This is a genomic window from Adlercreutzia aquisgranensis (assembly GCF_943193145.1).
GTDB classification, from domain to species: domain Bacteria; phylum Actinomycetota; class Coriobacteriia; order Coriobacteriales; family Eggerthellaceae; genus Xiamenia; species Xiamenia aquisgranensis.
Window position 1 is genome coordinate 145194 of the sequence record NZ_CALPDA010000001.1, and the last position, 19101, is coordinate 164294.

Sequence of the window (19101 nt, forward strand, 5' to 3'; positions counted from 1 at the left end):
GCGAATCCAGGTAGCGTGCGGGGCGGCCCTATCCAAGGCGTTCGCGCAGGTAATCCTTGAACAGGGGGATGTCGATACGCAGGTACCCCTGCCCGCAGTCAGCCAGAACGCCCTGCTCGATGAGACGCCGCTTGTATTCGGACGCGTAGTTGCTCTTCTTTCCTAGTCGAGCGGCGATGTCGGCAAGCTCGCTTGGGCCGTCGTCTTCTAGCATGGTCGCCAAGAACCGCACGTCTCCCTTCGAGAGCTCTCTGAACGTGGTGTCGAATATCTTTCGCTGCATATCGTTTCGGGCGCCATGTGCACCTGCTTCGACATCGGCCAGAGAAAGGGTTTCGGAGTCGGGGGACTCGTTCCAAGCTCGGTAACCCACAAGCTGCATCATGTAGGGAAACCCAGCGGTCACCTCCACCGCTTTTGCAAGGGCATCGGGCTGTGCCGTTCGGCCCCCGTCTTCGATGGTTAGGCGCATGGCGTGCTCGATTTCCCAATCATCGACGGTTCCTATTTCGTAGTAGTTCGCCCGCCGGAGGAACGAGACTGACTTGTTCTGTAGCAGGGCGCTCACGTGGGAGGGGAGTCCGGCCATGAACAGCGCCGCCTTGCGCCCTTCGCGAACGAAATGCTGGAATGCCGAGGCAAGCTGCACCATCTCGTCCAAGTCTTCGCGCACTTCGTCGACGGTAAGCAGCAGCCCTGTATCGGTGGCGGACAGGGCGTCGAACAGCTCACCCATACGGATGCGCCAGGTGGGGGAGGGCGCGATTGCCTCATCGAAAGAGATCTCGGCGACGGAAGGGATGCAGATGCCCTTCAGCTTGAGAGCGGTATCCGGCGCGACCAGATGCTCGGAACTCTTCCATGCCTGCTGGACAACCTCTTCCAACATGCCGGGCAGCGCGGATACGTTCACCGCGATCCAGCCGCGCGCGATGGCGAGGTCTGCAAGGTGCGCCAGCAGCGCAGTCTTTCCCGTCCCTCGTGCTCCCGAGATGATGGTGGTTAGGTTTGGGTCGCCAACGCCGTTGTCGAGGGCGGAAACGAGTTCGTGCACGATGGGCTCGCGACCTGCCATATGGGCGGGGACGCTGCCGAACGAGGGTGTGAAGGGGTTTGAGGTCATGGCTGCTCGCTTCTTTTGCATCTTTTGCATCTTTTGCATCTTTTGCATCTTTTGCATCTTTTGCAATTTTTGCATCTTTTGCAATTCTTGCAAAGCGGTATCGCGGGGAATCCTGAACTTCGGTTTCGGCCGGGCGGGCGGTTGCTTTGCTGGTGTTGTGGACGGGGTTCGCCGGTTGCCGTTATACGCCGGCGCCTTTCGGCTTGCACGCTATAATCGGGGCCTACGAAGAATCGCCGATGCGGCGCAGCGAGGTCGAGCAAGGAGCTCTTTCATGTTGGCAGAACGGTTGCTTTCCACGGTGGTGCGCGGGTGCACCGGCCAGTACCTGAAGCTGAGGCCTACCGGCCAGGACCGCATCCCCGGTCCCGTGCCCGGCCAGCGCTACATGCTGTACATGCACGTGCCCTTCTGCGAGCGCTTGTGCCCCTATTGCAGCTTCAATCGCTTCCCCTTCGCCGAGGACCGGGCGCGCCCCTACTTTGCCAACATGCGCAAGGAAATGCTCATGCTGAAGGACCTGGGCTACGACTTCGACAGCGTCTACATCGGCGGCGGCACGCCTACCATTCTGCTGGACGAGCTATGCGAGACCATCGATTTGGCCCGCGACACCTTCTCCATCAAAGAGGTGTCTTCCGAAACGAACCCGAATCACCTGATCCCCAGCTACCTGGACAAGCTGCAGGGTCGGGTGCAGCGGCTTTCCGTCGGCGTGCAGTCTTTCGACGACGGGCTGCTCAAGCAGATGGACCGCTACGAAAAGTACGGTTGCGGCCAGCAGATCATGGAGCGCATCCAGGAGGCCAGCCCCTACTTCGTGTCCATGAACGCCGACATGATCTTCAACTTCCCGGCCCAGACCGAGGATATCCTCATCCGCGACATCGAGCGCGTCATCGAGTCCGGGTGCAGCCAGACCACGTTCTACCCGCTCATGGCGTCGCCGTCTGTGGAGAGGTCGCTGGCCCGCACCGTGGGCAAGGTGGACTACGACCGCGAGCAGCGTTTCTACGAGATCATCTGCGAGCTTCTGACCCAGCCCATCTCCGGCGTGACGCCGCCCGATATGCCCGCAGGCCCCAACGGCGAGCGCGGGCTGTTCCAGCACGGCAGCGCCTGGACCTTCAACAGGAGGGTGGCTTCCTCCGGCACCGCATCTCCCCGTGCTTTCGGAGACTCGCGTACCGAAGTGCGCCACGCCTCCGAAACCCCGGGAACCTGCGGCACCGGAGAAACCCAGGATGCTGGGCGAACGGACGCATCTTCGGGCGATGTCGTCGTGACGCTCGTGGAGCCGGGGGCGCCCGCGGCCGACGAGCCGCGTGCCATGATCGACGAGTACGTGGTGGATTACGAGGAGTACCCGGCCATCGGCAGCGGCGGCATCACGTATCTGGGCAACGAGCTGTTCGTGAACACGTTTTCGGTGCGCGACTACAACGCCGCCATCGAGAGCGGCCGCATGTCGCTCATGGGCAAGACGAAGTTCTCGAAGCACCAGCAGATGCGCTACCGCTTCATGATGCAGCTGTTCGGCCTGCGCCTTGACAAGCAGCAGTTCAAGCGGGATTTCGGCTGTAGCGTGGAAGCTGGCCTACCTGCGGAGATGGCCTTCATGGCGCTAAACGGGGCCTTCGCCACCAACAACGACGAAGAGCTCACCCTTACCGCGAAGGGCCGCTACCTCATGGTGGTCATGATGCGCCAGTTCTTCATCGGCGTGAACAACCTGCGCGACCAGGCCCGAGCAGCCCTCACCGGCGAAGAGCGCACCCTGATCTTCGGGGAGTAGCGGGCCCCCGCCGCCTCAGGACGAAACGACGGCCAGGCACTGGTAGGTGCGCTTGGCAGAATGCATATATTTAGAGAACAAACGTTCATATACTATGATATAATAAATAGTATATAAGTTCGTTATGTCAATTTGCTTTCAATAGGGAAGAACGGTTTAACTGGGAAATTTTTTATCATATAATTTCATCATATAAAAGGGTGTGAGCAATGTGGCAAGCGTAGTTGTTGATGAGCACGCATTCAAGCACGGGCTGGACGAGGAAGAGATTCGGTTTGCATGGGATCATTTCGTTCGTCTTGTTCACCGGGGTTCGCCCGACGAAGGACAGATTCTTGCGGTTGGGTGGGGTTTCACGGGGAGGCTCATTCAGCTTGTAGCGGTCGAGAGGCCTTTCGGCGTGCTCATCTACCACGCTATGACGCCGCCGACGCACAACGCCCTGCGCGAGCTTGGCCTTAAGTGGAGGTGAGGATAATGGGACACGATACTCTTGCGAGATTCGGTGTGACCGATGAGCAGCTCGATGCATGGGAAGAGGATGCCTCTCGGGGGGTCTTTCCCGGAGAGCCTCGAGGCGAGATAGTGATCGGGCGGCCGCGTTTGACCGATGAGCCACTGCGCGCTGTAACCGTCACACTGCCTCAGTCGATGGTCGAGGCTATAGACCGGCAGACCAAGAACCGGTCGGATTTCATCCGGAAAGCTGTTGCGGCCTGCTTGTAGGGCGGCCGTCGAAACGATGCGCTCTCTTCCATCGGTGCGAGTGGCCTGAGCGGCTGCGCGAGCTGTAGGATGTGTCTTCGTGCCAAGGTCCTCCGGTTGTTAGTAAGCGACTTTGTCATACCGCCGCGCTTAGCCCTGCCGTTCGCCTTGCTGGTCCAGCAGCCTTAGGAGCTCGTTCTTGTTGTGGATGCTCGGCTTCCTTTGGCTGTTTCTACTTGCTATTGAGTAATTTTACTCAATATAATGATTAAAATTACTCAATAGATATAGGGAAGGGGATGCCGATGTTCGAGCGATCGCAGGTCTCCGTCATCAAGACGCGCATGGCAGAGGTGGATAACCCGCTTATGCAGGTGGTGGTGGGGCCTCGGCAAACGGGAAAAAGCACCATGATCGCCCAGGCCCTTGACAGACTTCCAGTTCTCAGTCATTCGGCGAGTGCCGACGATATTGTTTCGCCGTCGCAGGAATGGCTTCGGCAGGAATGGCAGCAGGCCCGAAATCTTGCTCGGGCTACCGGCCAGCCGGTTGTCCTGGTCCTCGACGAGGTTCAGAAGGTGCCTGCATGGCCGACCGTCGTCAAAGGTCTTTGGGATGCCGACCAGCGCGGGCGCACTACGGTCAAAGTGGTTCTCTCGGGCTCGTCGAGCCTTCTGCTGCGCAAGGGGCTCGAGGATTCGCTCAAGGGGCGCTTCGAGCTTATTCACTCCCCCCATTGGGGCTACCGGGAATGCGCCGAAGCCTTCGGTTTCGGCTTGGATGACTTCCTGTATTTCGGTGGGTTCCCCGGTGCCGCGCGCTTTGTCGAAGACCCGCCGCGTTGGCGCAGCTATCTGAGGGAGTCCATCATCGAGCCCACCATCGCGAAGGACGTTCTGGAAGAAGAGGACGTGCGCAAGCCTGCCCTCATGAAGGCGCTTTTCGAGCTTGGCGTGCGCTTTTCGTCGCAAGAGCTTTCCTATACCAAGATTCTCGGGCAGTTGGACGAGTCGGGCAATACCACCACGCTCGCTCATTACCTTGACCTTCTGGACAAGGCGGGCATGCTCTGCGGTTTGGAGAAGTACCACCCGAAGGCGGTTCGGCGGAGGAAGTCGTCGCCCCGGTTCATGGTGTACGACACCTCGCTTATGACCGCCGTAGTCGCTCGCGAGAAGTCGATGGTGCTGGGCGATACTGAGATGCGCGGCCACCTGGTAGAAAGCGCCGTGGGAGCCCATCTGCTCGCTTTGGCCCCGAGATGCGGTTTCCAGGTTTCGTGGTGGCGCGAGGGCACCAAGGAGGTCGATTTCGTCGTTCATAGCCCAGATTGCGTTGTGGCAGTTGAGGTGAAGAGCGGACGCATGAAGCCGCTCGGCGGTATGCGATCATTTCTTGCGGAATACCCTCAGGCTGTTCGCCTTGTCGTCGGCGGGGCTGGTAGCGGCTCTTGCGCCCTGGAGGATTTTCTGTCCGCCAAGGATCTTTTGTCCCTGCTGTCCTAGCCCTGCCGTTCGCCCTGCTGGTCTAGAAGCCTTAAAAGCTCGTTCTTGTTGTGGATACCCAGCTTCTTGTACAGGTCCTGGAGGCAGATGCGCGATGTCTGACCAGCTCCACCTGATTTTATGCGGTAAACGGGCGCCTTCGCAGGGCAGCGAGGCGGCTTTGCGCTAGAGTGATGTAGCGCGGAGGCTTTCTCTCTGCGGGTTTTGGATGCGGGCGGCATGCTCGATTTTCGCGCCGGCTGGCGTACGGTTGCGGCCGTGGGCTTGGCGCTGGAACCCGTTGCGGAATACGCAGGTTGGCATAGGGCGTTGTGGGCGATGGTTAGGGGGGTTCTGTGGCAGGTGGCACCTCGCTGGGCGGACGGCCTTGGTACTTGGCAGGCTTCGGGCTTCTCTGGTACTACTGGATCGTCACCATTCTCTTTCCCGGTGAGACCGGCGTGCTGTTCGCTCAGACGCCGTCGAGAATCGTCACCTTAGGTGCCACGGCTGCGGCCTCGGTTCTGATGCTGGGTGCGAGGCGCCGTTTGCCTCGGATGGTCGGCTCTGCATGGTTCTACGCTGTCGCCGCTTTTCTGCTTTCTGCGGGAACCGCGATCTGCTTTTTCGCTCCAACCTTCTTCCCCTTGCCAGATGCGGTCATGGTGGCGCCCTGCGTGATGTACGGTCTTGGTAACGGGGTGTGTCTGAACCTCTTTTTCGAGTTGTTGGAGCCTCGGTCGCTTCGGGAGGCGCGTTTCGGGATTGTGAGCTCCATATCTCTCGGGTTGGCGTTCTACCTTGTTTGCGTAGCGGTGCATCGCGTGAGCGAGATCGGTTTCGGCGCCGTGGAAACGTCGTTTGCGTTGCTGTCGATACCGTTGTATGTTTACGCGGCAAGACGACAGGGAAGGGGCGAGGCTCGAAAGAACGACCTGATAGGCAACAAGGCGCTTGCCATGTCTGTCGTGCGCGTGGCGTCCATCATGGCCGCATTCGGGGTTTTGGTGGGTGTGAGCGCGCGCGGTTTCGACGAAGGCCAGGCGGCCGTCCTGAATACGATGATGCCTGCGTTGTCCATAATCACCCTCGCGTTGTTCGCGGTTTACGTGCAGCGCAACACCAAGGTTGCCGATATCTTGCAATGCGGCAAATTCGCCGTGGTGATAGGCGCCCTGGGGTTGATGCTGCAGCTGGTTTCGTCCGCCTTCGCCATGGCCTCCGCTCTGGTCTTTTTCGTTGCTTACGTGCTGTTCCTGTCTTCGATGTTCGTTTTCTACGTCGTGATTGCGCGATACCAGGTGCGTTTCGCTTTGGTGACGCTGCTTTCCTTTGCGCTGGTGGCCGATAGCGTTGGGCTGGCCGCCGGATTCGCCCTGCACGCCTACATTGTGCTGGTGAGTCCTCAAGCTCTCCTACCCGTGTTGTTCTTGGCTGCCTCGTTCTTCATCATTGCGGGTGCCTTTTTCTTCAACAAGCACACGCTTTTTCCTGTGGGAGGCCCTGGCAAGGGGTCTTACGACGACCCCAAGGGCGTCTACGTTGCATGCGTGCAGTTGGCTGAAGAACATAGACTTACCCCTCGCCAGAAGGAAGTGCTTTGCATGCTCGGTCGCGGGAAGCGCGTGCAGGCCATCGCCAAAGAGCTCGTCTTGTCGCCCGGCACGGTGCGCAGCCATGTGCACCAGATCTACGAGAAGCTGGGTGTTCATTCGAACGGCGAGCTTATGGCTCTGATAGAGGACGCTGACGTCAAGACGGTCGACCAGCTGTAGGGCTTTCCAAGTTTTGCCTGGTAGGGGCTCTCTATCAAATTGATAGAGAGCCCCTTTTCTGCGAATCGCATCACTTTTATCGATGAATAATCCCTTCCGCTTTCCTATTGTTGATGTCCGACGCGGGCGCATGGTGCGCAGCGCGAGTAGAGGCGAGAAGGAGGAGAAGTATGTCGAGTATGCTCGAGAAAGTGAGCGGGGCAAACTTCGATCGGCGCGTGTTCCTGAAGGGGGCAGCCGTGGCTGCGGCCGGTGCCGTGACCGCTTCGGCCGTCGGTTGCTCTTCCGGCAACCAGGAGCCGCAGGAGGAGACGGTGGAGGCGTCGGCTCGACCGGAGAATACGCTTGAGGAGGTGGACCTGTGGACCGACCTTCCCGATCCCGACGCGGAGGGAACCTGGATTCCGGTTGCCTGCTGGCATAACTGCGGCGGCCGTTGCAGCAACAAGGCGCTTGTCAAGGACGGTGTCGTCCTTCGCCAGAAGACCGACGACATTTATGCCGACGAGGAGGGGCAAGGGCATTTCCAGAACCGCGCCTGTCCGCGCGGACGCTCTCAGCAGCAGCAGTGCTTCGGTGCCGACCGACTGAAGTACCCTATGAAGCGCAAGAACTGGGAGCCTGGCGGCGTGAACGTCAACGGCGAGCTGCGCGGCGTCGACGAATGGGAGCGTATCAGCTGGGAAGAGGCGCTGGACATGATCGCATCCGAGCTGCAGCGTATCTACGGGACTTACGGTGCGCGGTCGGTGTACTTCAGCACGTACGCCTACGGGCCGTACAGCAACATTCTGAACACGCTTGGCGGATACGTGTATGCCGATACGGTCGAGTCGTACGGGAACTGGAAGATGTGCTGCAGCGCGTACGGTACCCCCTTCTACAATTCGAACCCCGACATCGAAGGGGCCAACGACCGCTTCGACCTTCCGAACGCAGAGACCATCGTCATGCTGGGCGGCAATCCCAGCTGGGCATCGGGCGGCAGTCCGAGCTACCACTTCGCGCGGGCGAAGGAGGCGGGTACGAAGTTCGTGTACGTGGGGCCCTCGCGCAACATCACGGCGAGCATGCTCGATGCGCGCTGGATTCCTGTACGCCCTGCAACCGATACGGCGATGCTGCTTGCCGTTGCCTATGTCATGCTCGAGCAGGACGAGCAGAAGCAGCTCATCGACTGGGACTTCCTGCACACGTACTGCGTGGGCTTTGACGCGAAGTCCATGCCCGAAGGCGCTGTGCTGGACGAGAACTTCAAGGACTACGTGCTGGGCGTCTACGACGGCGTGCCCAAGACTCCCGAATGGGCTACCGAGATCTGCGGCACCCCGGTGGAAGACATCGAATGGCTTGCGGAAACCGTTGGCAAGCAGCACAAGGTCATGCTGCTTCATAGCTATGCCGCGGCCCGCTCCAACGGTACCGAGAACCTGTCCCAGCTGTTCCTCACCATTGGCGCCATGGGCGGTCATATGGGCAAGTCCGGTCATGCGACCGGGGCGATGTACCACTACGAGGCGGGAAACGCCGGCCCGCAGCTGGTGAAGCTGGGATCGGCTACGAGCGCCTTCGTTCCCAATCCGATTACCGAGGTCATCCCTGGTGGCGAGACGTGGAAGGCCATCGTGGACGGTCATTACACCTATTGTGGCACAAGTGGCTCTGCGGTTAACGGATGGGCTCCCAAGGAGGAGCGCGATATCGACATCAAGGCGATTATCTCTGGGGCAAACAACTTCCTGCAGTCCAAGATGAACGTCAACGACGGCATCCGCGCGTACCGGAAGGTGGAGTTTGCTTGGGCAAACGATTACAAGCTCTCGTCTAGCTGCCAGTACTCGGATATCGTGCTGCCTGTGACTACGAAGTGGGAGGGCTATACTCCCGATACGTCGTCGCCGGGCTGGATCAACCGCGAAAGCCAGGTCATCACTTCGCCGGTTCTCGAAGAGGGACTTTACGAGGCGAAGTCTGATCAATGGATTGCCGACCAGCTGGCTGATCGTTTGGGGCTCGATAGGGCCGCCCTATCCCCCGTGAGCGAGAAGCAGAACTACTTCAACATGATCGCTGGTGCCAAGTATTTCGCTGGCGGCAAGCTGATGTACAGCCAGGATTCGAGTGCTCTGCTTACGGCGGCCGCCAAGGCGAAGGCTGCAGGCGAGGATTTCGATATGTCCGGCTATACCGAGGAGTGGAAGCCGCTGGTCACCATCACGCAGGAGGACATCGACAAGTTCGGCGACGTTGTCGGCGAGCCGCAAGAGGGCGTTATCGGCTTCGACGAGATTCGGGCCCAAGGTGTCTACCAGGTCGAGATGACCGACGACAAGCGCTGGATCGGCTACAAGGACTTCATCGAGGATCCCGAGAAGTACCCGCGTCCTTCTAAGAGCGGCAAGTTCGAGATCTACTGCCAGACGAAGGCCGATGGCATCAACTCCATCGGTATCAATCCCGAGCCCATCAAGCCCTACCCGAACTACATCGTTCCCAAGGAGGGCTACGAGGAGAGCTTTACCGACTGGTCGGCCAAGGAACGCGGCGAGTACCCGTTCCAGATGTACACGCCGCATTACCTGCGCCGCTCCCATACCACCTTGGATAACCTGCCCTGGCTGCAGGAGGCCTTTGAGAATCCGGTGTTCATGAACGCTTCCGACGGCGAGGCGTTGGGGCTGAAGACCGGCGATACCGTGCTTGTTTCCAGCAAGTGGGGCCAGATTCTGCGCCATGTGAGCCTGATGGAATCGGTCATGCCCGGAGCCATCGCCGTCCCCCACGGTGTTCGCACCGACATAGACCCCGAGACGGGCATCGACACGGGCGGCAGCGAGAACACCCTGCTCGGTCCCGTGGTATCAAACTACTTCCCGCAGGTCTCCGGCTATAACACTTGCTTGGTGAAGGTGGAGAAGTGGACGGGCGAGCCCATACCGTACGACTACGAGAAGACGTTCATTCCGAGCGTGTAGGGAGGATGCAGCCATGGCAAATCTAGGATTCTATTTCGACTCTACGCGCTGCATCGGCTGCCGTGCGTGCCAGATCGCCTGCAAGGACAAGAACCGCATCATGGAGCCGGGCATCACGTTCCGGACGGTCAGCTCGTTCGAGGCGGGCGCCTATCCGAATCCGGGCATCTTCCATATGGCCACTACGTGCAACCACTGCGAGAGCCCGGCATGCACGGCGAACTGCCCGACGGGGGCCATGCGCAAGACGGCCGACGGCACTGTTCAGCACGACGACGAGCTGTGCATCGGTTGCCAGACTTGCGTGCAGAGCTGCCCTTACGGCGTGCCGAAGCTTTTCGAGGACGATATGAAGGTGCGGAAATGCGACGCATGCATTGCGTTCCGACAGGCCGGGAAGAACCCCGTGTGCGTCGATGCATGCCCGATGAGGGCGTTGGACTTCGGGGACACGGACGAGCTGAAGTCCAAGTACGGCAGCGCGGTGGTTTCCGAACTGCCCTGCATGCCCGATGGCGGCACCGGCCAGAACGTACTGGTGAAGCCGAAGGATTGCGCGCTCGAGGACGCGTTCCGAAGCGTCATCATCTAGGCCGGCATCGGGTACGGGAACTGCAAGCGTCCGCGACGACAAGTCGACGAAAGGACTGATTATGGGCCAGAGTGTTTCCGAGGGCGTAGAGAGCCTTTTTGCAGCAAGGGGATACGGGTATCGTCTGCTCCACAGGGTTTTTGGCGCAGACCCAGCCCCCGACCTGGTCTCCTTGGCGGAAGATCCTGCCTTCCTAAACCTTCTGGCCCTGTGCTCCGAATCCGAAGGGGATGCGTTCGCCCGTTTGGGAGCGGTCGTGAGCGGTTTGGGCACCGACGACGATGCGGTGGCGGCGCTGAAGAGCGAGCATACCGTTTTGTTCGTCGGTCCAGGCAAGCTGGCGGCGCCGCCGTGGGAGTCGATGTACGTCGGGCAGGAGGGGCGGCTTTTCCAGGAGAGCACCCTTGCGGTTCGTTACGCCTATGCTGAGTTCGGGTTCCGGCCCGTGGGGTACAAGAAGGTGGCCGACGATCATTTGGCCCTTATGATGGACTTCATGGCTCGGATGGCGGCGAAGTCGCTCGACGCCTTTACCTGCGGCAACAGGGACGAGCTTGGGCGCACGCTCGCGGGGCAGCGATCGTTTATCGACGAGCATCTGCTCAACTGGGTTCCCCGTTATGCGGAAGACGTGGCAGGCGCCCGGGTGTCAGCGTTCTACGAGAGTTTCGCGAACGCGGCCGTCGGCTTCTTCCGGATTGACCGAGAGGTTATAGGCGAGGTGCAGGAGGCGCTGGCCCTGAGCGACGGGGCTGCCTAGCGGCTTGATGCATAGGGTTGCAATGGGGGTCGGCGTGAAGTGCCGGCCCTTTTTGCGGTGGTTCGCGAGGGCTGCTTAGGCGACGCACCGCGGTTGCTAAATGCGCCGGCAACCTGGATGTTGCGGGCGATTCGTCTTGTCACGCCTAACCCTGCCGTTCGCCCTGCTGGTCTAGAAGTCTTAGGAGCTCGTTCTTGTTGTGGATGCCCAGCTTCTTGTACAGGTTGCGGGAGTGGACGCGCACGGTGTTGAGCGATATGAACAGGATCTCGCCGACGGCCGTCAGGGTGTAGCCCTTGGCCACCAGCAGCGCCACTTCGCTCTCGCGCTCGGAAAGCGAATAGGTTTGGGCGAGGGCGTCCACGGAGGCCTTGAGCGTTTCGTCGGGCGACAGGGTCTGATCGCCGGCAGTCTTCGGCGCATTCGACCGCATGACGACGGCGAACGTGCCGCCTATCACCGCCAGCGCCAGGATCGACGTGGTGATGACGGTCAGCACCTCCTGGTTCTCGAAGCCCACCCGCAGTCCGTTGACGGTGATGAACGAGGTGATCAGGTAGGGAATCTGCGAGATGGCGAGCTGGCCTAAGCAGAAGACGGGGATTGCCGGCAGACGCCGCTGGTATATCGCGCTGGCCAGGAACACCCAGGAGAAGAGCATGATGGTATTCTGCGTGGCCCTCAGAAACGTGCTTGCGAAGTCGGGAGCGAGCGCCGAAAGCGACGAACAGGCGAACAGCCCGGCGAACACGATCAGCATGAGGAAAGGCCATAGGCGGTCGGGGTCGCGGTGCTTCAAGACGCATATCCAGGTGAAGTATGCCAGGAATATTCCCAGGTAGATGACTATGCTGATGAGCAGACGCAGCGAGGTGGCCTCGCTGTGGGGGATGGGCGTGAACAAGGCGAGGGCCACCTTCGACGTTGCGCAGATGACTAGCAGGCAGACGCATTCGATGATGCTTCCCCTTGACTGCGCGGGACCGTCGTCCTCGCGAGCGTCGGTGCTGGATCTGAGCTTGCGGATGACGAAGAAGAGACATGCCGCGTCGATGACGGGAAGCAGGCAGAGCAGGAAGGGGGTGACAGCGGACGGAAGTCCGTTGCCTATCTGCGGAACCAGGTAGGCCAACAGCTGACCGCCCACGATGCACAGTGCCGAGCACGAAGGCTTCATAGAACCCAGCACCCACCCGATGGCCAGTAGGAACGGCGCGCTTCCCGCTCCGCGCAGCCCGAAGGCGATCGACGCCTGAAGCGGGCTGCTTTCTAGGGGAAACGCCAGAAGCGCCGAACCTGTCGCCTGGGCGACGACCCCTATGGCAAGCACGGCGACCACCTGTCGGGTGGAACCTTGGCTCAAGCGCTCTAGAATGACCAGCAGCATCATGACGAACGCTTGCGAGAGGATTTCGACCAGGCCGTCCGAGCCGGAAGGCACGATCTGCCACGAGAGCTCCGAATGGAAAGGCAGCTTGAAGGCGGCTATGGCAAAGCAGGTCAGCAAGAACGTTTCGGAGACCAGAAAGCGGGGGCTCAGCGCAGGCCGATTCGTTGTCATGAGCTACCTTCCCGCTAATCCGGTATCCACAGGGTTTCCCTTCCGATTATACCCCAGCTGGTTCTCAAGCGCTTTCGGGTGCACCGCAACGAGAAGGCCCTGCAACCCTTGGAAAGGGCTGCAGGGCCGGAGGAGGGGCTTGCGCAGTGCGCTTACAGGGCGCGGGCGCAAAGGTTGCCCGTGGTGACGGCGCGCTGGATGTTGTGCGGTTCGGCGGCGTCGCCGACGGTGTACACTTCCACGCCGGCCTTCTGAAGCTCGTTGGCCAGAGCGGTGTTCGGCTGCATGTCGTAGAACTCCACCACGCTGTCGCAGGCGACGGTCTTGTCCAGGCCGGCTGCGGTCTTGAACGCCACGCCGGAGCCGTCCACGGACGCGATCTGCACGTTGCTGTGAATCTGGGTGCCGTTCGAGCGCAGGTAGGGAAGCATGTAGGACTTGAACCAGCCCGACTGCCCCTTGTCGAGCGCCGCGGCGTCGCCCTCGTTGAGGATGACCACGCTCTTGCCCTGGGAGACCAGGAACGCGGCGAAGTCGATGGCCTGCACGCCCGAGCCCAGCACGGCCACCTTGTCGCCCGTGGCGGCAGGGGAGAACGCATCCTTGGGATCCAGGACGTTGGCGCCCGAGAAGCGGCTCTCGCGCACGCCGCCTGTGGCCACCACCACGGCATCCGGCGCCTGCTCCTTGACCAGGGCGGCGTCCACGGTGGTGCCCAGCTGGACATCAACGCCGTTCTTCTCCAGCTGCGCGGCCATGTAGGTCAGGTAGTCGTCGAAGCGCTCGTGGCCGCCCTTCACGCCCTTGGCGAAGGGGATGAGACCGCCGAGGGACATCTCGGAATCGTAGAGGGTGACGCTGTGGCCTCGCTCCGCCGCAACGCGCGCTGCTTCCATGCCCGCCGGGCCTGCGCCGACCACCATGATCTTGCGCGCCTTCTGCGCTGGGGTGGGCACCATGCCCTCGGGCATGGTGTCGGTGAGCGAGTTGAAGGAGGATGCGTTCATGCGGCAGCTGGAGGGCACGGCCCTGTTGGAGCCGATATTGTCGTGGCAGTGCATGCACTTCATGCAGGGGCGTACGTCTTGGCGGCGGCCCTCCTGGATCTTGGAGACCAGCTCGGGGTCGCAGTTGAGCGGACGGTTCATGAACACCAGGTCGATGTCGCCCTGGGCGATGGCGTCGTTGATGTAGTCGGGCCCCAGGCGCAAATCCAGGCACGCGGCGCAACCCACAGGCACGCTCACCTGCTGCTTGATGGCCTTGACCATGGGCAAAAACGATGCGAACCCGGAGCGGCTGCCGTCCACCACGCCGTCGAAGTGCGAGGCGTAATCGAACACGGTGCCGTAGCCGGTGAGGCCGTCGGCGCCAGGGGCGATATGCTGGACGTCCGGCGCCCAGATGTTCATCTCGCCGCTCTTGGCGCCCACGCGCACCTGGATCCAGTCAGCGCCGGCCGCTTCCACGGCCTTTGCGATCTCGATGCCCTCGTCAAGCGTCATGAACAGCTCGTTGTCGCCCAGTTCGGAGTCGTTCTCCTCAACGCCGTTGATGAGCGCGCCCACGGGGAAGTCGTCGCCGTTGACCTCCTTGATCTTCTGGATCATGCGGCTAAACAGGCGGGTGCGGTTCTCGATGGACTGCGGACCGTACTCGTCCTCGCGCTTGTTCACGCGGCGGGTGAGGAAGCCGTTCAGGGCGTCGGCGCTGGCGCCCTTGATCTCGATGCAGTCGAAGCCGGCGGTCTTGGCGCGTTCGGCCGAGGTGCCCACGCGGTCGATGAAGGCGTCCAGGTCTTCCACCGGGGTCTCGTTGATAACCTCGTCGGGCACGCTGGGGGCCAGGCCGCCGAAGCACATCTGGAAGCCCACCTTGCCGCCGCCCGCATGGATGGCGTCGGTCAGCTCGGCTGCGCGGGCAAGGGCCTCGTCCAAGGTGCCGTCGATCTTGTCCAGGGAATCGGGCAGGATGCCGAAACCGCTCAGGTTGCCGCCGGCCAGCAGGTTCAGGGCCACGCCGTTTTCCGCCATGGTGCCGTAGAGCTCCTTGGCCACGGGCAGCTTGTCCTTGTTCGCGTCGGCCCACACGCCGCTGCCGGCGCTCTTGACCACGCGGTTGGGAAGCTCCATGGCGCCCAGCTTGATCGGCGAGAACACCTTGTCGCAGGTGCCTTCGAAGGTGTCCCAGCCTGCTTGCTGCGGGTTCAGCTGCTCGGGCCGGGGCGCCGTTACTTCCAGCGCCTGCAGCGTGCAGGCGTCCACGCCATCCAGGATGGCGTTGCTGCAGAACGTGGCCCCGCTCACCGCGTCCACGCCGGCGGTCTTGCCGGCGGCCGCCACGGTTTCGCAGAGCTCTTCCAGCGCCGGGGCGTACAGCGGGAAGTAGTCCTTTTCGGACGTGGCCGTCACGGTGTAGGAGGCGCTTCCCAGCCCGGTGCCGTCGAAGGTGCAGGTCACTTCGGCAGTGGCGTAGGGGGTATGCTGCGTGCTCGTGTAGGTGCCCTCCTTGAAGGAGGCGTTTCCGCTTGCCAGGGCGGTGGTTTCCTTTTCGCCCTTGGCGGAGCTGGCCGGAGCCTGTTGCCCGCAGCCCGACAGCGACGCCAGCGTAGCGGCCCCCAGGGCGGTGGCTGCCATGCCGCCCAGGAATCCCCTGCGGCTCACACCGGTCTTCGCCGACGCGCTCAGCGGCGTTTCGTTCGTTTCCATGGTTCTCCCTTCCTCCGGTTCTCGCTTGCCGTCTCTCGTGTGCTACGGCATGAAAGAAAGGTATTCCCTACCGGCGAAACGGGGAATCGCATAATGCGGCTGAAAACGAAAACAGGGGCTCGCATTATCGATGCGAGCCCCTTGTCGCCTGGGGAAATGACTGGTGATGCAAGGGAAGGGCCTGCTGCGGTACACCAGAGTTCTTCGGCGTATCGCAGCAGGCCCTTGGCGGCAAGGACGGCCGGCTCAGGTGTTCGCTACGCCTCTTCGATAACCTCGATGACCTCTTCGGTCTCGTCGATGAGCACTTTCTCGAACATGTCGGGGCCCACGCCGCATTCGGGGCAGAGGTAGTCCTCGGGCAGGCCTTCGGGGTAGCCGGTCTCGATGTAGCCGCATACGGTGCAGCGCCAGGCAACGCGATTCTCCATGATGGTTCCTTTCCTTGGGGCCGACGGCTACTGGGCGGACGTTGCGCAGTGCGAGCGCACGCGGAGCCCGGCAGCCGGACGGCCGGTTTCCCATGGCGCCATGTTACTGCTGCCCGCCCCTTTGCGGGCGCGCGTCCCGCGTCTGTCGCGAAACCGTTTCAAGAGCCGCGTCGTCCTCGCCTTTCGGGTGTCCAGGCTTCGCGGCGTGCGCTTTGCTTGCGGTGTGGGACGTTGGGGCGCATGCGCTTTTCGTTCTTTTGGCAGAGCGTCGCTTTCCGACGTGAAACGGGTGGGAAACGACTCTTCCGTCTGTGTGCAGGCGTGCAGCGGCGGGGCTATAGTCGGCGGTAACGTTTGCCGATGAAAGGGGCCATCATGCTAGAGGCGGTTCGGATCGCGCCCGACGTGTACTGGGTGGGCGCCATCGATTGGAACGAGCGCAACTTCCACGGCTACACCACCGAGCGCGGCACCACCTACAACGCCTACCTCATCATGGACGAGCATGTGACGCTTGTTGACAGCTGCAAGGCACCGTTTGCCGACGACCTGGTGCAACGCGTTGCCAGCGTGGTGGATCCGTTGCGCATCGAGTACCTGATAGCAAACCATGGGGAAATGGACCACTCCGGCGCGCTGCCTAGGCTGCGCGAGCTGGCGCCCAATGCGAAGATCGTCTGCAGCGCCCCGCAAGGGCAGAAGAGCCTGGAGGCGTTCTACGGCGATTTGGGCTTCACCGGCGTGAAGACCGGTGACACCCTGTGCATCGGCAAGCGCACGCTGAAGTTTGTCCAGGTGCCCATGGTGCACTGGCCCGACTCCATGGTCACCTACAGCGCCTACGACCGCATCCTGTTCTCCAACGACGCCTTCGGGCAGCACCTGGCCTCAAGCGAGCGATTCGACGACGAGGCGGGCTTTCATCAGGTCATGTACCAGGCGCAGAAGTACTATGCGAACATCGTCATGCCCTACGGGCGCCAAGTGCGTGCGGCGCTGGATGCACTGGCCGGTCTGGATGCGTCCATGATCGCGCCGGCCCACGGTGTTGTGTGGCGCTCGCATGTGGCGGATATTCTGAAGGCCTACGGGCAATGGAGCCGCAACGTCAGCCGCCAGGAGGCGCTGGTGGTGTACGACTCCATGTGGGGGACTACCGAGGCCATGGCTAAGCAGATCTGCGAGACCTTCGTTGAGCTGGGGATTCCCGCCAAGTTGCTTGACTTGAAGGCGAACCATATCTCCGACATCATGGCCGACGTGCTGACCAGCCGCTATCTGGTCGTGGGGTCGCCCACTCTCAACTCGTCCATGATGCCTACGGTGGCGTCGTTTCTGTGCTATCTGGGAGGGCTTGCGCCGAAGGAGCGCGTGGGCCTGGCCTTCGGCTCCTACGGTTGGGCGCCGCTGGGCCCGAAGAAGGTGGATGCTGCCCTGCGAGAAGCCGGCTTCCTCATGCCGGACGGCCCCTTCGCCCGCCAGTGGACCGAGGACGAAGCGGGCCTTTCCGACCTGCGTGACCAGGTGGCTGCCTATATAGAAAGCCAGCGGTAGGGAGAAGCCGGCAGCAGGGAGCAGCGTCAGCTAGCTGCATGGTCAAGTGCAATTAACCTGGTAAAGTCGGGTTGGCTTGGGCGCGCGATAACCTGCTTTCGTCGCGGACTCCTGCGATTTGTGGCGCGGATTCAGGGTTTGGCAAATCTCTTCGAAGTAATTGCGCAGTCCTGATCTTCTGAACTGGGGAAATGATGGGCTATTTCACTGGGAAGCCCTGAAGTCGGCCAAAATCGCGCTGAGGAATTTGCCAAACCCCGAATCCGTGCCACAAATCGGTGCGAGATGGCTCTTGCGGTTGCTCGGGCGGTGGGACGGGTGCTTCAGGGCGGATTGTTTCCGCTGTGGAAAAACCTATGCGTTCGACGGATGTGCGGGGGAGACCGCCTCGTCTTGGCGGATAATGCAGTGCTACAGTGTGCTAAAGCAAGAGCCGATTGCGCGGGGTTGCGGTTTCGGCGGGTTGCGCGGTCTTGGTCTTATGGGGAAAGGCGGTTGCTGCTTATGGGCAGGACGATCGGCATACAGGACATTCGGGACATGGCCCTGGGCGCCACGGTGCTGGGCGCCGGCGGCGGTGGCGACCCGTACGTGGGCAGCCTCATGGCCATCGAGGCCATCCGCAAGTACGGCGACGTAGAGTTGATCGAGCCCCACGAGGTGCCCGACGACGCCATCGTGGCGGTGTCCGAGCTCATGGGCGCCCCCACGGTTTCCGTGGAGAAGATCCCCGCCGGGTTCGAGGCCGGGGCCGCCTACGACGAGATGACCAAGGAGCTGGGGGTTGCCCCCTTCGCCACGTTCTCGGTGGAGGCCGGCGGCGCCAATTCCATGTTCCCGTTCGTGCTGGCCGCCGCGCGTCGTATCCCGGTGATCGATGCCGACCTGATGGGCCGTGCGTTTCCCAACATGGAGATGACCACCCTGGGCATCCATGGCGTGCCGGGAACGCCTACGGTCATGGCCGACGCCCACGGCAATACGGTCACGGTGCGCACCGTGGACGACGTGTGGTTCGAGAAGATTGCCCGCGAGGTTACCTTCGCTATGGGCGGCTACAGCATCCTGTGCAGCTACCCGTGCACCGGCCGTCAGCTGAAGGACTTCGGCGTGCTGGGGACGGCCAGCCTGTGCCAGCGGATCGGGCGCGCCATTCGCGAAGCCCGCGAGGCTCACGGCGACCCCATTCAGGCGGTGCTGGCTATTACGAAGGGGTATCGCCTGTTCAAGGGCAAGATCGTGGACGTGAACCGCCGCACCGACGGCAAGTTCGCCCGCGGCCAGGCAGTGCTGCAGGGCCTGGACGACGACAAGGGAAGCCGGATGGTCATCGACTTCCAGAACGAGAACATCATCGCCTGGCGCGACGGCGAACCGGTGTGCACGGTCCCCGACCTGATTGTGCTGCTGGATTGCGAGTCGGGCACGCCCATCACTACCGAGGGCTTGAAGTACGGCGCCCGCGTGGTGGTGTGCGGCCTACCGTGCGACCCGCAGTGGCGCACTCCCGAGGGACTGGCGGTCGTGGAGCCCCGCTACTTCGGATACAATGTGGACTACATCGCAATCGAGGAGCGCATGGGGGCGGCGGGCCGGTAGCCCGGGCCCTTGGAACGGCCGTTTCGGCGGACGGCGCGG

At 61.8% G+C, this 19101-nt stretch carries 13 protein-coding genes; 9 read left to right on the top strand and 4 right to left on the bottom strand.

The features are described 5' to 3' along the window. Positions 1-28 precede the first annotated feature (28 nt). A complete protein-coding gene (locus tag NFR41_RS00525) occupies positions 29-1198 on the bottom strand; it encodes a DUF8462 domain-containing protein (protein ID WP_251230257.1) in 1170 nt (389 codons plus the stop codon). A 199-nt stretch (positions 1199-1397) separates the two neighbouring features. On the opposite strand from NFR41_RS00525, the gene NFR41_RS00530 reads away from it, so the two are divergent. From NFR41_RS00530 to NFR41_RS00560, 7 genes are all read left to right on the top strand, one after another. Then, positions 1398-2918, top strand: coding sequence for a radical SAM protein (locus tag NFR41_RS00530; protein ID WP_251230258.1), 1521 nt, complete (start codon positions 1398-1400; stop codon positions 2916-2918). 211 nt (positions 2919-3129) lie between these two features. Next, positions 3130-3390: a hypothetical protein gene (locus tag NFR41_RS00535; protein ID WP_160213276.1), complete on the top strand. Its 261-nt coding sequence runs from the start codon at positions 3130-3132 to the stop codon at positions 3388-3390. A 538-nt stretch (positions 3391-3928) separates the two neighbouring features. Next, on the top strand, positions 3929-5128 hold the full coding sequence (locus tag NFR41_RS00540; protein ID WP_251230259.1) for an ATP-binding protein: 1200 nt from the start codon (positions 3929-3931) through the stop codon (positions 5126-5128). A gap of 335 nt (positions 5129-5463) precedes the next feature. Then, positions 5464-6882, top strand: coding sequence for a helix-turn-helix transcriptional regulator (locus NFR41_RS00545; protein WP_251230260.1), 1419 nt, complete (start codon positions 5464-5466; stop codon positions 6880-6882). 170 nt (positions 6883-7052) lie between these two features. Further along, on the top strand, positions 7053-9857 hold the full coding sequence (locus NFR41_RS00550; protein ID WP_251230261.1) for a molybdopterin-dependent oxidoreductase: 2805 nt from the start codon (positions 7053-7055) through the stop codon (positions 9855-9857). A gap of 13 nt (positions 9858-9870) precedes the next feature. Continuing rightward, positions 9871-10449: a 4Fe-4S dicluster domain-containing protein gene (locus NFR41_RS00555; protein ID WP_251230262.1), complete on the top strand. Its 579-nt coding sequence runs from the start codon at positions 9871-9873 to the stop codon at positions 10447-10449. Positions 10450-10510: 61 nt separating this feature from the next. Further along, complete coding sequence (locus NFR41_RS00560; protein WP_251230263.1) at positions 10511-11209, top strand: TorD/DmsD family molecular chaperone; 699 nt, start codon at positions 10511-10513, stop codon at positions 11207-11209. 145 nt (positions 11210-11354) lie between these two features. On the opposite strand, the gene NFR41_RS00565 is transcribed toward NFR41_RS00560, so the two are convergent. The 3 genes from NFR41_RS00565 to NFR41_RS00575 form a co-directional block, all read right to left on the bottom strand. After that, the gene (locus NFR41_RS00565) at positions 11355-12770 is read right to left on the bottom strand and encodes a helix-turn-helix domain-containing protein (RefSeq protein WP_251230264.1); all 1416 of its coding nucleotides are present in this window, start codon (positions 12768-12770) and stop codon (positions 11355-11357) included. 152 nt (positions 12771-12922) lie between these two features. Next, entirely contained in the window at positions 12923-15478 is a 2556-nt protein-coding gene (locus NFR41_RS00570; protein WP_251230265.1) for an oxidoreductase, read from the bottom strand. A 257-nt stretch (positions 15479-15735) separates the two neighbouring features. Beyond that, entirely contained in the window at positions 15736-15909 is a 174-nt protein-coding gene (locus NFR41_RS00575; protein WP_160304710.1) for a rubredoxin-like domain-containing protein, read from the bottom strand. A gap of 375 nt (positions 15910-16284) precedes the next feature. On the opposite strand from NFR41_RS00575, the gene NFR41_RS00580 reads away from it, so the two are divergent. Continuing rightward, entirely contained in the window at positions 16285-17463 is a 1179-nt protein-coding gene (locus tag NFR41_RS00580) for an FprA family A-type flavoprotein (RefSeq protein ID WP_251230266.1), read from the top strand. Between the two features lie 504 nt (positions 17464-17967). Beyond that, on the top strand, positions 17968-19062 hold the full coding sequence (locus tag NFR41_RS00585) for an S-methyl thiohydantoin desulfurase family protein (RefSeq protein WP_251230267.1): 1095 nt from the start codon (positions 17968-17970) through the stop codon (positions 19060-19062). The last annotated feature ends 39 nt before the right edge of the window (positions 19063-19101 follow it).

Bases quoted from the DNA above. Each gene is read 5' to 3' on its own strand.
- NFR41_RS00525 (WP_251230257.1), bottom strand. From the start codon at position 1,198: ATGCAAAAATTGCAAAAGATGCAAAAGATGCAAAAGATGCAAAAGATG.
- NFR41_RS00530 (WP_251230258.1), top strand. From the start codon at position 1,398: ATGTTGGCAGAACGGTTGCTTTCCACGGTGGTGCGCGGGTGCACCGGC.
- NFR41_RS00540 (WP_251230259.1), top strand. From the start codon at position 3,929: ATGTTCGAGCGATCGCAGGTCTCCGTCATCAAGACGCGCATGGCAGAG.
- NFR41_RS00550 (WP_251230261.1), top strand. From the start codon at position 7,053: ATGTCGAGTATGCTCGAGAAAGTGAGCGGGGCAAACTTCGATCGGCGC.
- NFR41_RS00555 (WP_251230262.1), top strand. From the start codon at position 9,871: ATGGCAAATCTAGGATTCTATTTCGACTCTACGCGCTGCATCGGCTGC.
- NFR41_RS00560 (WP_251230263.1), top strand. From the start codon at position 10,511: ATGGGCCAGAGTGTTTCCGAGGGCGTAGAGAGCCTTTTTGCAGCAAGG.
- NFR41_RS00565 (WP_251230264.1), bottom strand. From the start codon at position 12,770: ATGACAACGAATCGGCCTGCGCTGAGCCCCCGCTTTCTGGTCTCCGAA.
- NFR41_RS00570 (WP_251230265.1), bottom strand. From the start codon at position 15,478: ATGGAAACGAACGAAACGCCGCTGAGCGCGTCGGCGAAGACCGGTGTG.
- NFR41_RS00575 (WP_160304710.1), bottom strand. From the start codon at position 15,909: ATGGAGAATCGCGTTGCCTGGCGCTGCACCGTATGCGGCTACATCGAG.
- NFR41_RS00580 (WP_251230266.1), top strand. From the start codon at position 16,285: ATGCTAGAGGCGGTTCGGATCGCGCCCGACGTGTACTGGGTGGGCGCC.
- NFR41_RS00585 (WP_251230267.1), top strand. From the start codon at position 17,968: ATGGGCAGGACGATCGGCATACAGGACATTCGGGACATGGCCCTGGGC.